Source organism: Veillonella sp. ACP1, assembly GCF_000286635.1.
Taxonomy (GTDB): Bacteria; Bacillota; Negativicutes; order Veillonellales; family Veillonellaceae; genus Veillonella; species Veillonella atypica.
The window spans coordinates 103,120-116,604 of sequence record NZ_ALKL01000019.1; the positions used below are offsets into that span (position 1 = coordinate 103,120).

Annotated in this window: 14 protein-coding genes; 13 read left to right on the top strand and 1 reads right to left on the bottom strand. The window is 40.3% G+C overall.

Annotation, left to right across the window (positions count from 1 at the left end; all coding sequences use genetic code 11):
* Window positions 1-18: 18 nt before the first annotated feature.
* From HMPREF1151_RS07465 to rpmA, 13 genes are all read left to right on the top strand, one after another.
* Complete coding sequence (locus HMPREF1151_RS07465; protein WP_005377434.1) at window positions 19-1,056, top strand: rod shape-determining protein; 1,038 nt, start codon at window positions 19-21, stop codon at window positions 1,054-1,056.
* On the top strand, window positions 1,053-1,970 hold the full coding sequence (gene mreC, locus HMPREF1151_RS07470; protein WP_005377430.1) for a rod shape-determining protein MreC: 918 nt from the start codon (window positions 1,053-1,055) through the stop codon (window positions 1,968-1,970). The genes HMPREF1151_RS07465 and mreC overlap by 4 nt, the downstream gene beginning before the upstream one ends.
* Entirely contained in the window at window positions 1,967-2,458 is a 492-nt protein-coding gene (gene mreD / locus HMPREF1151_RS07475; protein ID WP_009661595.1) for a rod shape-determining protein MreD, read from the top strand. Before mreC ends, mreD begins: the two co-directional genes overlap by 4 nt.
* A 38-nt stretch (window positions 2,459-2,496) precedes the next feature.
* A complete protein-coding gene (gene mrdA, locus HMPREF1151_RS07480; RefSeq protein ID WP_009661570.1) occupies window positions 2,497-4,389 on the top strand; it encodes a penicillin-binding protein 2 in 1,893 nt (630 codons plus the stop codon).
* A 12-nt stretch (window positions 4,390-4,401) separates the two neighbouring features.
* Window positions 4,402-5,316: a P-loop NTPase gene (locus tag HMPREF1151_RS07485; protein WP_009661591.1), complete on the top strand. Its 915-nt coding sequence runs from the start codon at window positions 4,402-4,404 to the stop codon at window positions 5,314-5,316.
* 7 nt (window positions 5,317-5,323) lie between these two features.
* Window positions 5,324-6,427 (top strand): rod shape-determining protein RodA, encoded by a 1,104-nt coding sequence (gene rodA, locus HMPREF1151_RS07490; RefSeq protein WP_005377365.1) that lies wholly within the window; start codon window positions 5,324-5,326, stop codon window positions 6,425-6,427.
* Window positions 6,428-6,486: 59 nt separating this feature from the next.
* Complete coding sequence (locus tag HMPREF1151_RS07495; protein WP_009661590.1) at window positions 6,487-8,370, top strand: TIGR03960 family B12-binding radical SAM protein; 1,884 nt, start codon at window positions 6,487-6,489, stop codon at window positions 8,368-8,370.
* Window positions 8,342-9,037 (top strand): TIGR03936 family radical SAM-associated protein, encoded by a 696-nt coding sequence (locus tag HMPREF1151_RS07500; protein ID WP_009661592.1) that lies wholly within the window; start codon window positions 8,342-8,344, stop codon window positions 9,035-9,037. Before HMPREF1151_RS07495 ends, HMPREF1151_RS07500 begins: the two co-directional genes overlap by 29 nt.
* A 60-nt stretch (window positions 9,038-9,097) precedes the next feature.
* Complete coding sequence (locus HMPREF1151_RS07505) at window positions 9,098-10,525, top strand: Rne/Rng family ribonuclease (protein WP_009661607.1); 1,428 nt, start codon at window positions 9,098-9,100, stop codon at window positions 10,523-10,525.
* 28 nt (window positions 10,526-10,553) lie between these two features.
* Complete coding sequence (locus tag HMPREF1151_RS07510; protein WP_009661593.1) at window positions 10,554-11,129, top strand: manganese efflux pump MntP family protein; 576 nt, start codon at window positions 10,554-10,556, stop codon at window positions 11,127-11,129.
* Window positions 11,130-11,332: 203 nt separating this feature from the next.
* The gene (rplU, locus tag HMPREF1151_RS07515; protein WP_005377353.1) at window positions 11,333-11,644 is read left to right on the top strand and encodes a 50S ribosomal protein L21; all 312 of its coding nucleotides are present in this window, start codon (window positions 11,333-11,335) and stop codon (window positions 11,642-11,644) included.
* Between the two features lie 2 nt (window positions 11,645-11,646).
* Window positions 11,647-11,961, top strand: coding sequence for a ribosomal-processing cysteine protease Prp (locus HMPREF1151_RS07520; protein WP_009661560.1), 315 nt, complete (start codon window positions 11,647-11,649; stop codon window positions 11,959-11,961).
* Window positions 11,962-11,973: 12 nt separating this feature from the next.
* Window positions 11,974-12,258, top strand: a complete 285-nt coding sequence (gene rpmA, locus HMPREF1151_RS07525) for a 50S ribosomal protein L27 (RefSeq protein WP_004696430.1) — start codon at window positions 11,974-11,976, stop codon at window positions 12,256-12,258.
* A gap of 74 nt (window positions 12,259-12,332) precedes the next feature.
* Here the strand turns inward: rpmA and HMPREF1151_RS07530 are convergent.
* On the bottom strand, window positions 12,333-13,485 hold a 1,153-nt coding region (locus HMPREF1151_RS07530; protein ID WP_009661548.1), incomplete at its 5' end, for an ISL3 family transposase.

Below are 13,485 nucleotides of genomic sequence, written 5' to 3' on the forward strand. Positions count from 1 at the left end.
ATGAAGGAGATTAGCATTATGAATTCCATTTTACCGTCTTTTGGAAAAGACGTGAGTATCGATATTGGTACGTCTATGACACGTGTCATGGGGGGCACGCGCGAGACCATGATGAGTGAGCCCTCCATTGTGGCTACTGATACAAAATTAGATAAAATTGTTGCTGTCGGTGATGATGCAGATCGCATTGTACGACGTATGCCTGATATGTGGATGGAGTTGACACCATTACAAGATGGTTTTATCGTCGATTACCGCGTAATGCATACGATGTTAAAATATTTTCTTCACAAGGTATCCAATACATTGCGTAGATCTCGTGTACTCGTTGGCGTTCCTTGTGGCATGACTGATGTAGAACAACGGGCCATGATGGATGCCGTAATCCAAGCAGGCGCGCGGGAAGTCTTTCTAATTGAACGCCCTGTGGCTGCCGCTATAGGTTCCGGTTTACCAATTTTTGAGGCTCGTGGATCTATGGTTATTGATATTGGTGAAGGTACTGCCGATATGGGGATTATCTCATTAGGTGGCACGGTTATTAGTAAGACGATACGGTTTGGCGGCGGCGATTTAGATCGCGCCATCATGCAATATATTAATCAGTGTTTTGGTTTAATGGTATCCGAGCAAACTATAACGGATATTAAACATGCTATAGGTACTGCGGTTGTACCTGCGGAGGATTGTGAGTTTTCCTTTACTGGTCGCGATATGACAAGTGGTATAGTTAGACGCGCTGTACTTCATCAATCTGAAATCTACGAAGTGATTAATAAACGCCTTGCAGACTTTTTAGATGCAATCCAACAAATGATACGCGTTACGGCCCCTGAGTTAGTGGCTGATATCATGCAGCATGGGATTGTGTTAACAGGTGGTATGGCTCGTTTGCAAGGTCTAGCAGAGCGAATTAGCACCGAAATGGGGGTGCCTGTTCAGGTTGCTTCTGATCCAGAGTTAAAGGTTGTACAAGGTTTGCATCGTAGTTCGGGTCAAATTGTAGAATTAGCTCGTTTTATTATTAATTCAAAGGATAGAAGGGGACGTGTATGATACAGTCAGATCGTAAATTATTAATCTTTGTTGTCCTCGGCTGTATTATCATGGCCCTTCTTGGTTTTGCCTGGAAACAGCGAACTAGTATCCCCTTTGTAACTGTACCATTTGAAAAAATTGTTACCCCATTCACATATGGTTCAGCTCGTGTACTTTCAACAATTCAAACCGGCATACGTATCATTGATAATGCTATATCGGGTTTTGTTGAAAGCAATGATAAGGATAATACCATTGCAGATTTACAACAAAAGGTACTAAATCACGATGAAGTTGTGGCGGAAAATATTCGCCTTCGTCAGATGCTTAACTATAAATCGTCCCATCCAGAGTTTACAATGACCTTGGCGGGCATTATTACTAAGGATTTCGGTACATGGTCAAATACATTTACCATTGACCGTGGTGAGAATGACGGTATACAACCTAATATGGCCGTTGTCGTACCAAGTGGCGTTGTGGGCTTTGTTACCGATGTATACCCAAATTCAGCACGTGTTCAAACTATTTTGGACCCTCGTAGCGCAATTGGTGTTATTGTACAGCGTCCTGAATCACGCTTGGCCGGTGTGGTAAAAGGGGATGGTAATCATCCTAATGAGCCAATGATGGTAAATATTGCACGTGATGGTGATGTCCTTGTAGGCGATAAATTGATTACCTCTGGTTATGGTGGAATTTATCCAAAGGGCTTGTTAGTGGGTAATGTATTAACCATTACAAATGATACAGAAGGTTTCGTGAAAAACGCGGCTATCCAACCGAGCGTTGATTTTAATCGCTTAGAAGAGGTGTTTATTATTACTGCCTCTACAGTGCAAACACCAGATAAAGCAAAATTAGAACCTAAATTAGTTCCTCAAACGCAGCGTGACCAAGTGCAAGGGGCTAAAGGAGCGGTAAATCAATGAGGTATATTGCATTAATTCTCGTATGTTGTGCGTTGTATTTTATACAAGCTCAATTATTACCGGCCATATTTCATACGAATTGGCTACCCAATTGTATACTGACTGCTGTAGTTTTAGTCACGATTTTTAAAGGTCGAAAAATGGGGCTTATCGCTGCCGTAGTAGGTGGATCCATTCATGATATTTTGATATCTAACTTTTTTGGATTACATCTCTTTCCGTACATTGTTGTAGTATATCTACTGTCTCTTGTAAAAAGTAGTGTATACGAAGAGCGTTGGTACTGGTCATGCGGCATTATCGGTGTTTGTACGATTCTAGATGGAATTATGCGCTGCATCATGATCGGTGCCAGTGGTGGTGATATCCAATTCATTTCTTACATGGGGCATATGGTGATGCCAACTGTATTTTGGAATGCCATATTAGGTGGTATAGGACATAAAATGATGGGCCTTATGGAAGAAAAAGAGGATTATATTTGGTAGTATTGCTGATTTAGTAAAGCATATAAGGGGAATCATAGGTGCTTGAAAGTTTATATAAAAGAAAAAAAACGAGCCGTTTTGATGTGCTTTTCTATATTGTAATGGGTATCTTCGTTATTCTAGGGCTCCGTCTATTTGCTATGCAAATATTAGAGGGTGGTTATTATCAAGCTAAAGCAGAGGGTAACCGCCTGCGCATTGTACCTATGACGGCTGCTCGTGGGGTTATGTATGATAGAAATGGTCAGATTTTAGTCGGTTCTAGACCGGCCTATACCATTTCTATTATGCCTAATGGCAAACCTTTAGATGATGATGAATTGGCTAAGCTAGCCGCATTGTTACATAAAAAGCCAGAAGAAATTCAAAAAAAGGTAGATGACCACAAACATGGTTATGAACCGATACGTATAGCTAACGATATCTCCATGGACGTGGTGACTAGTATCGAAGAACATCGTCATGAATTGCCTGGTGTTTCTATCGATGTAGAACCTTTAAGATATTATCCATATGAAACTATGGGATCTCAGCTATTTGGGTATGTTGGTGAAGTAAGTGAAGATGAACTAGCAGAAATTAAGGAACAAGATCCTAATACAACGGTTGGTGCTGGATCTATCCTAGGCCGTGCTGGTTTAGAAAAATTATATGATTCAGTGCTTCGTGGCGTTGACGGTGGCAAGCAATTAGAGGTTGATGCATCTGGTCGACCTGTAGCAGAGGTCGATCGCAAGCATACTGTACCGGGTTCAAATATTCATCTTACTATTGATGTGAATATTCAAAAAGCGGCAGAAGAGGCTGTTAAAAAGGAATTGGATCAGTTGCGTAGTTCAGGTGCAACGGGTGCAGCCGTAGTTGCATTAGATCCTAATACTGGCGCGGTTCTTGCCATGGTAAGTGCGCCAGAATTTAATCCTAATTGGTTTGCCAAGGGCATTACATCGACTCAATGGAATCAATTGAACAATGACAAGAGTCATCCTTTTGAAAATAAGGTCATTGCTGGTGAATATCCACCAGGATCACCTTTTAAAATTGTAACTGGTACAGCTGCATTAGACTTGAAAAAGGTAACTCCTGATGAAATGATTTTCGATAGTGGGAAACACTGGCTCATTGATAAGAGAAATGCAGAAGGCGAAGCATTGGGTTGGTTGAATTTTAATCGAGCTTTGGCTAAGTCTGATAACGTGTATTTTTATGAAATGGGTAATCGCTTAGGCATTGAAAACATCGATACCTATGCTCATTACTTTGGCTTAGGTGAAAAAACGGGTATCAATCTGGTTGGTGAAGCAGCCGGTAATGTAGCGAGTCCAGAGTATAAACGGAAAGTATTTGATCAAGATTGGTATTTAGGCGAAACCTTTGATGCGGCTATTGGGCAATCATTCCATTTGGTAACGCCATTACAGATGGCTGTACTTCTCAGTCAAGTGGCGAATGGAGGTACTCGTTACCAACCATATGTGGTGAGTCGTGTTGATAATCCCGATGGGACACCAGCTGAAATTTTTGGACCTAAGAACCTAGGCGTACTTCCAGTACCTAAAAATATTATGGACCTTATTCGAGAAGGTCTTCGTGATGTAACTAGCGAAGGTGGTACGGCTGGTGAATTGTTTAAAGGCTTCCCTGTTGCTGTAGCAGGTAAAACAGGGACTGCGGAAAACGCACATGGCCGAGATCATGGCTGGTTTGTTGCGTATGCACCATATGATAAGCCTCAAATTGTCGTCGTTGCTCTCGTTGAGCAAGGTGGTTTTGGTGCAGGCTCTGCAGGACCGATTGTACGGGATATTTTGAGTGCCTATTTTAAGGTGCCTACTAGTAGTTCAAAAACGACTGACACAAAAACAACTGATACAAAAATAACAACCAATAAAAAAGAAACACAGGAAATTAAGCCAAGTGTAAAGGAATAGGAAGGATATACAATGGGGGATATAATCGGTCTTATCTCAGGTAAAGGTGGCGTAGGTAAAACGACGATAACAGCCTGCTTAGGGGCTGCGCTTAGCGAACAAGGATATCGAGTTCTTCTTTGTGATGGCGATTTTGGTTTGCGCGACTTAGATATTATCTTGGGAAAAGAAGATGAGGTATGTTTTGATGCATATAATGCATTAGAAGATAAATCCATGGCTGATGATGTAGTCATGAAAGTTCAGGATAATCTATATTTTTTGCCAGCTAGTCAAAGTGTGCGCTGGGAAGATATGGGACGCAAAAAATATCGAAAACTTGTAAGCCACTTAGCTAAGTCTTATGATTATGTACTTGTAGATTGTCCTGCAGGTATCGGTCGTGGGTTGGAATCTATTGTAGAGCTAGCACAGCGGTTTCTAATTGTTACTCAACCTTTGTGGGTGTCTATACGAAATGCAGCACGTACCATTCAATTCTGTCGTGAATATGGCCATCGCGATTATGCCGTTGTATTTAATGCAGTCCGTACGGATCGGGATATGCCGAATATGTATGAAATGCTTGAGGCGCTCGGTGCTGAATATGTGGGCTCTATATTACCTTATGACACGCAAATATTAGATAATACACAGGATGGTGTACTCATTCAAGATATGCCAAAGGCATATCGCCATATGCTAGCTCCTGTAGTAGAGTACATAACCTCTGGAGATGCTTGGGATGAACAAGAACTTATTGAGCGCTTCAACGAAGTGACGACTGTAAAAGTTACTGAACCTTCTGTGACGGCCACATTAGCTCAGCCTGTTGAGTCTGATAATGATAATTCTACTAATCCTGTAATATATACAAATTCTTGGTCTACGCGAAATCGACTTCTTTCTGGTAAAGAAAGTATGTGGCGTCGGGTTCGTATAAAGTAGGTGCCATATGTTACAAAGAATTTGGCGTGATTGTGATTGGACAATCATCATATGTACACTATTACTTGTTGCCATGGGGGTAGTTGCCATCGGTAGTGCCACCCATATTAATCAAACAGGACTTCATTTTTCCACATTAGTAGCGAAGCAACTCATCTTCTTTCTTATTAATGTGGCCCTTGTGATTGGTATTCAATTTATGGATTATCATAAATTAAAAGATTGGGCTAACGGCATATATATAGTAACGATTATGTTGTTGTTAGCCGTAATCTTTGTAGGGACATCTGCCTTAGGAGCACAGCGTTGGATCCAGTTAGGGCCTATTACGCTGCAGCCATCAGAGTTTTCTAAATTACTGATGATTATCTGTATGGCAAAGATGTTAGAGTCTCGTTACAATAAATTAGATACCTTTAAATCTCTTGTTGTGCCTATCTTATATGTAGGCATACCTATTTTGCTAGTATTCATGCAACCAGACTTGGGAACGTCCCTCGTTTATATAGCGATTTTTGTGGGTATGCTCTTTGTTTCTGGCATACGATTGCGCTTAGTTCGTATTATCGCTACGGTAGGCGTTTTACTAATGCCGTTGGCTTGGTTTGTGTTGAAAGACTATCAAAAGCAGCGGATTCTCGTATTTATGAATCCTGATATCGACCCATTTGGTTCTGGATATCATATCATTCAGTCTAAAATTGCTATTGGTTCAGGCACTATATTTGGTAAAGGATTATTTAATGGCACACAAAGTCAGCTAAACTTTTTGCCTGAAAATCACACAGATTTTATTTTTTCTGTTATAGGTGAAGAACTAGGCTTTATAGGCTGTATCTTTGTATTAATTCTTTTATTTATGCTTATTTATCGAAGCATAAAGGTAGCATATTCATGTAATGACCGCTTCGGTATGTTACTTGCTACAGGGATTGGATCCATGTTATGCTTCGAGGTATTGGTCAATGCGGGGATGACCATGGGGATTATGCCGGTTACAGGCATACCATTGCCATTCATCAGTTATGGTGTTAGTGCGTTGACTACAAACATGATAAGTGTTGGTATTTTATTAAATATATCAATGCAGCGTAAAAAATATATTTTTTAGTTATCATTCTAATTTAGGAATGAGTTTGAAAGAAGTCTTTCACAAAAGACGGAGGATGTATGATTCAATTAGATACGTCATGGTTACAACATGTCCAAAAACCAGCTCGTTATACGGGCGGTGAATATAACAGTATAGTGAAAGATCACAGTACTGTTGATATAACTATGGCGCTAGGATTTCCCGATGTGTATGAAGTGGCTATGAGCCATTTGGGTATCAAGATTCTATATGGCTTAGTCAATCGCCGTGAAGATGCAGTAGCAGAGCGTGTATTTGCACCATGGCACGATATGGAAGAGGAAATGCGAAAACGCAATATTCCCTTATTCTCTTTAGAAACCCGTACGCCTATAAAGGACTTTGATGTACTTGCGTTTACACTGCAATATGAGATGAGTTTTACCAATATTCTCAACATGCTAGATTTAGCCGGTATACCTATGTATGCAAAGGATCGCGATATGGATTTCCCATTGCTCGTATGTGGTGGACCTTGTGCGTATAATGTGGAACCGATTGCGGATTTCTTTGACATTGTGTCCCTCGGTGAATCTGAAGAGTGGGGCGATGAATTTATCGACCTTTTGAAAGCAGAGAAAGCGAAGGGATTTCCAGGTGGTAAGGAAGCGTTCTTGCGGAAAGCAGCTCAAATTTCTGGCACCTATTGTCCAGCATTATATGATGTAGAATATACGGAACAAGGCGATTTTAAATCGATTACACCACGTTTTGAAGACGTGCCTGCTACGATTCAAAAACGTATTATCGAAGATGTAGAACATGTATTTTTCCCTACAAAACCGGTAGTACCATTTTTAGATATCGTTCATGATCGGGCTGTTCTTGAATTATTCCGTGGTTGTACACGGGGTTGTCGTTTCTGTCAGGCTGGTATGTTATATCGGCCTGTTCGTGAACGAACACCAGAACGATTGTTAGAAATTGCAAAAGAAACGATTGCTAATACTGGTTACAATGAAATCTCGTTGATGAGTTTAAGTTCTGCTGATTACTCCAAATTACCAGAACTAGTAGATATGCTCATGGAAGAGTTTAAAGACAAACAGGTTAGTGTAAGTTTACCATCATTGCGTATTGACAGCTTCTCTATCGATATTGCTAAGAAGGTGCAACAAGTGCGTAAGAGTGGTCTTACCTTTGCACCAGAAGCCGGTTCTCAACGTATGCGCGACGTTATCAATAAAGGTGTTAGTGAAGAAGATTTGTTAGCCGCTTGTACAAATGCTTTTAAATCTGGATGGAACACGGTAAAGCTATACTTCATGATGGGATTGCCTACAGAGACTGATGAAGATTTAGCGGGTATTGCTGATTTAGCGTATAAGGTACTCGATTTGCATCGCGATATTACGGGTAAGCGCAATGGTAGCGTAACTGTTAGTGTATCGTTTTTTGTACCAAAAACACATTCTCCATATCAATGGTATGGCCAACAAGATGTAGAAGAAATTCATCGTAAGCAAAAATATCTAAAATCACTTATTAATAATCGCAATATCTCTTATCATTATCACGATGGATATACCGGTTATATGGAGGCTGTATTTGCTCGTGGTGATCGTAGATTATCCAAGGTATTAGTCGAAGCGTGGAAATTGGGCTGTAAATTTGATGGTTGGACAGAGTTCTTTAGCTATGAAACATGGTTACAGGCTTTTGAAAATTGCGGTGTTGATCCTGCGTATTATGCACGTCGTACGCGCGACTTTGATGAGCCATTGCCATGGGATCATTTGGATTGTACTGTAAGCAAGGCCTTCTTAAAACGCGAATGGGAACAGGCTGTTGCTGAGAAATTAACGCCAGATTGTCGTCGTGGACCATGTAAGGGTTGTAATGTATGCCCTGAATTAGATACGGCTATTGTAGATTATAAGGAGGGTGGCAGAGTTGAAAAAATTACGTTTGGCCTTACGTAAAGGCGAAGAATTACGATTCTTGTCCCATCTCGATTTTGCACAAGCCGTGGAGCGCATGATTCGCCGTGCAGAGATTAAGATGGCCTATTCTGAGGGATTTAATCCGCACATGAAAATCAGTTTTTCTTCTGCCTTGGCATTAGGTGTAACAGCAGAAGCAGAATATATTGATATGGATGTGTTGGAAGATGATAGCTTAGAATCTATTATGGCGCGATTAAATGCAGTGGCTCCTCGCGGACTTGAGGCTCTTGGAGGCAAGGTCATGCCTGATAAGGTCAAGAAAATGATGGCCATCTGCAATTACGCAATCTACGAAGTAACAGGTCCTGTCACAGAAGAGAATGCGGATTGGAATACCTTACTTAAACCTTTTAATGAGGCTACTGAAATTTCCTATGAAAAAGTTACCCCTAAAAAGACGCGTATTATAGATGTAAAAGAATTCGTAAAAGAACCGATTGTAGCGTCCATGCACGATGGTATGGTGACATTAACGATGGGGATTGGTATTTATCCACAAGGTACTATCAAACCAAGTGAAGTATGGAACCTTGGTAAGGATCAATACAATTGGCCTATTACTTCTGGTTACGAAATTCACCGTAAAGCAATTATGGTGGAAAACGAAGAAGGTCGTTTTACTCCATTAGACATTAATTATTAAGGCTATATTTCTTGTATTTTGAATATAATATAGTTGAACTGGACAGAAGGGAGGGATAGGATGCATAAAATTTTGGTCAATGTTATGCGCGAAGAAATTCGCATGGCTGTTATCGATGAGAAGGAACAGTTAATTGATTTTGTTTTGGAACGTACCGATGAGTCTCACATGGCAAACCATATGTACAAGGGGACCGTTAAAAATGTATTGAATGGAATGCAAGCTGCTTTCGTCGATATTGGAGGCTCTCAAAATGCCTATTTGAATCTTCAACAAGGTAAGGAACAGAAAATATTGCCACGATTATCTGTGGGACAACAAATTCTCGTTCAAGTGGTGAAAGAAGAAATGCTTGGCAAGGGGGCACGCGTTACAGCAGACGTAAGCCTAGCGGGCCGATTTATGGTATTACTACCATATTCTGAAGGCATGCATATTTCTAAAAAGATTACCGATGAATCTGTACGTGCTAAATTACAAGAGTTGGCGGCGCCTTATGTAAAAGAAGGTTGTGGATTCATTATCCGTACGGCTGCAGCTAAGGCCAGTGCCGATGAAATCGCTCGCGATATGGACTACTTGTGGCGTACATGGCAACATGTGTTAAAGCGTTTTAAGGTGGCTAAGAGCGGTACAGACCTTTACAGTGATGCGGATTTTTGGTTCCGCCTTGTGCGCGATTATGCGCATCGCAATGTAGAAGAAATTATCGTCGATTCCGATATGGGCGAATCTCGATTGCTAGATTTATTAGGCCACGGACCTACATCGCAACAAATCAAAGTAACACGTCACCGAGATAGTACGCCTATATTTAAAGCGAACCACATTGAACCGCAATTAGAGGATCTTATCTCCCGCGATATTAATCTTCCTTCTGGTGGATCTATTCGCATCGATCATACGGAAGCCCTTACCGTATTTGATGTAAACTCGGCTCACTATACTGGCAAATCCAATAAGCTAGAAGATTTAGCTTTCACAGTTAATAAAGAGGCGGCCAAAGAAATCTGTCGACAACTGCGCTTGCGCGATATTGGCGGTATTATCGTCGTCGATTTTATTGATATGAAGGATAAAGAGCATCAACAAGAATTGTTAAAACTGTTGAGTGCACAAGCTAAATTAGATAAGATGAAAACCGTTGTCTGCGGTATCAGTTCGCTAGGGCTCGTGGAGATGACGCGAAAACGTGCACGTCAAGGTTTGCAAACCTTGATGTTTGATACATGTCCACAATGTGGCGGCACCGGATATATGTTGTCTGGTCGAACTGTATATATGCAGATTGTACGGCGTATTCGTGAACTCTTTAAGTCAGGTCGCATTAAATCCAATTTAGAAATTGAGGTTCATCCGGAGGTAGCACAATACTTAACAAAATCTGTGCTCGACGATTTGGGGGCCTCAATTGGTCGCAGTATATCAATCGTAGTCAATCCACAAATCAGCCGGGAAGGGTATTCCTTGATGGCTGTAGCAGAATAAGTAAGTAGTATGTTGATAGGTGAGTATCGTGTCTGTTTTTGAAATTATATTAATTAGTATTGGCCTTGCGATGGATGCCTTTGGCGTTTCTATTGGCAAAGGGTTGACTATGCCTGTAGGTGAAAATGGCCGAAAGGTTACCTTAGCCTTTTTATTTGGTCTATTTCAGTTCCTTATGCCCGTTATTGGATGGCTCATTGGTCGTCAGTTTATCGATGTTATCTCCGAGTGGGATCACTGGATTATCTTCGGCCTATTAGGGTACCTTGGGGTTGCTATGATTCGTGAAGGTCTTAGTGATGACGATGACGAAGATGATGATAAGCAATTCTTAGGTGCTTGGGAAATGTTTATGCTCTCTGTAGCAACGAGCCTTGATGCGATGGCTGTAGGTTTAACCTTTGCTTTTTTACCTATCAATGTATGGGAGGCATCGACCATGATTGGTGTCATTACCTTTGGCATATCCTTAATTGGTATATATTTGGGTAAATTTATGGGCCAATTTGTAGGAAAATATGCAGACATACTCGGTGGCGGTGTCCTAATCCTCATCGGTACTAAGATACTCTTGCAACACCTAGGGATCATCGGAGAATTTTAAAGGCTGTATATATATGAAAGTGTCAGAAACTGAGCGGATTCTACCGATTTGTGTTTGACATGAAGATGTAAATACGATATACTATATCAGTATTAGTTCGGTTTACTGAACTTTGCAATCCGCGTGAAGCAGGTTTAAACGCCCGACCGATGTTCGGGTCGGGATACCGAATTCAGCGAGTTCGATAACAAGGAGGTGTTCTCATGTACGCAATTATTAAAACTGGTGGTAAACAATATCGCGTTGCTGAAGGCGATGTAATTACTATCGAAAAATTGGAAGCAGCTGCTAACGATTCCGTAACATTCGAAGAAGTTTTGACTGTAGTGAATGACGGCGACGTTAAAGTTGGCGCTCCTCTTGTAAACGGTGCAAAAGTTACAGGTACAGTTCTTGAACATGGTAAAGGTAAAAAAGTTTTAGTATTCAAATACAAAGCTAAATCCAACTACCGTCGTCGTCAAGGCCATCGTCAACCGTTCACAAAAGTTCGTATTGAATCTATCCAAGCTTAATTATGGTTTCCATTGGAATCCAACGGGATAAGGATAATCAAGTTATTGGTTGTCATATGTCCGGTCATGCAGGATATGATGAACATGGCTATGATATAGTGTGTGCAGCAGTATCTGTACTGTCTGCTACAGCTATGTTAGGACTTACCAAAATTGCTAAGCAAAACGGTGAGTTTTCTAATAGTGAAGGCCAATGTGATATGGTCCTCTCTGGTAAAATAACCCAGAGCGGTCAGGATATATTAAATACTATGCTTCTCGGACTAGAAGAAATTAGTAAACAATATCCAGAGTTTGTCCAAATACACGAAATATAGGAGGTGAACTTCATGTTTACTTTTGATTTGCAATTGTTCGCACATAAAAAAGGTGTGTCCAGTACTCGTAATGGTCGTGATAGTGAATCTAAACGTCTTGGTGTTAAATGCCATGATGGTTCCATCGTAAAGAGCGGTAACATCATCGTTCGTCAACGTGGTACTCACTTCCACCCTGGTACTAACGTAGGTATCGGTAAAGATGACACTTTATTCGCACTTGTGCCTGGTAAAGTAGCATTTGAACGTGCTGGTCGTTATAACCGTAAAGTTAGCGTATACCCTGTAGAAGCTTAATTTTACAAGACTATTAATCCCTAGTGGCTTTTCACTAGGGATTTTTTGTGGCTCTCTGTCAAATGTTGGGGTATTCACACTACGAGTCTTCTTTGGCACCAATCATAGTTATGGTTGGTGCCATTCTTTTTGCTCAAAAGTAGAATACGTACTCTAAATCTACCAAAGTGGCGAAGTCCATAGCTTATCCGTTTTAATACTTTAATTTTGTTGTTAGTTCCTTCTGTGTATCCATTAGAATATGGAAGTAAGAATGCATTAGTTAATTGCGTCATCCATGCAGGAAATGATGTAAAGAAGTTATTAAATTCATTTAAGCCAGATGCTTTTACTAATTTCAACCAATGCGTTAAATGTGCAGCTATTCTTTGTTTACCATAGATTGAAAAGATTTTTCTAAAAGAAAGTTTTAAAGCATATGCTTTTCGTAAATCATCAGATATTCTGAGTATTTCACATAGTTTAATATGTTCGGCTTCCGTTAAATGGTCTGGATGCTTCATTAGTACACGTCGATTCTGTTTTAACATACGTGAATAAGCAGCCAGTTTATGTTGCTCACGCTTTCTAACTCGCTCTACCGCCCAATCTACAAGTCGACATACATGGTATCGATCACAGATAATATGCGCATGTGGAAATAGCGCCTCCATGATGCGCTTAAATTGTATGGACATATCCATTACAATAAACTTAACTTGTAGGCGATCCTTATGTTTAAATGATGCAAAATAGTGGATTAATGCTTGCGTATCACGTTTCGGTAAAATATCTAATATTTCATGTGTATCTGGATTAGTTAAATTAACTTGGTATTGGTAGCCTTCTGCATTTCCTTTAAACTCATCAATACCAATCACAGTGGGTAAGGTCTTGGGCTTAGGTATAGTGATCATAGAGCAATAACGTAATACTGTAGTAATAGATGTATCACACTCGTTAGCAATAGCTGTATAGGTTACACTTTCAGTAAGTTTATCAAATAGCATTCTAATATTAGTTACACTTAGTTGCATATGTTTTCGTACAAATGGATTGCTTTCAGCAAAAGAATGACCACAATGCGGACAAATATACCGACGCTGTCTGTATTTTCCAATTAGTGGACCTCGTTGTACTTTTCCAAACTTTACAGTACGTATGCGGTAATCCTTAATATGCTTTGTGGTTTCTCCACACTTTGGGCAAATATGTGATGTTGCTGGTAATTCTATGTCAAAAATAAAT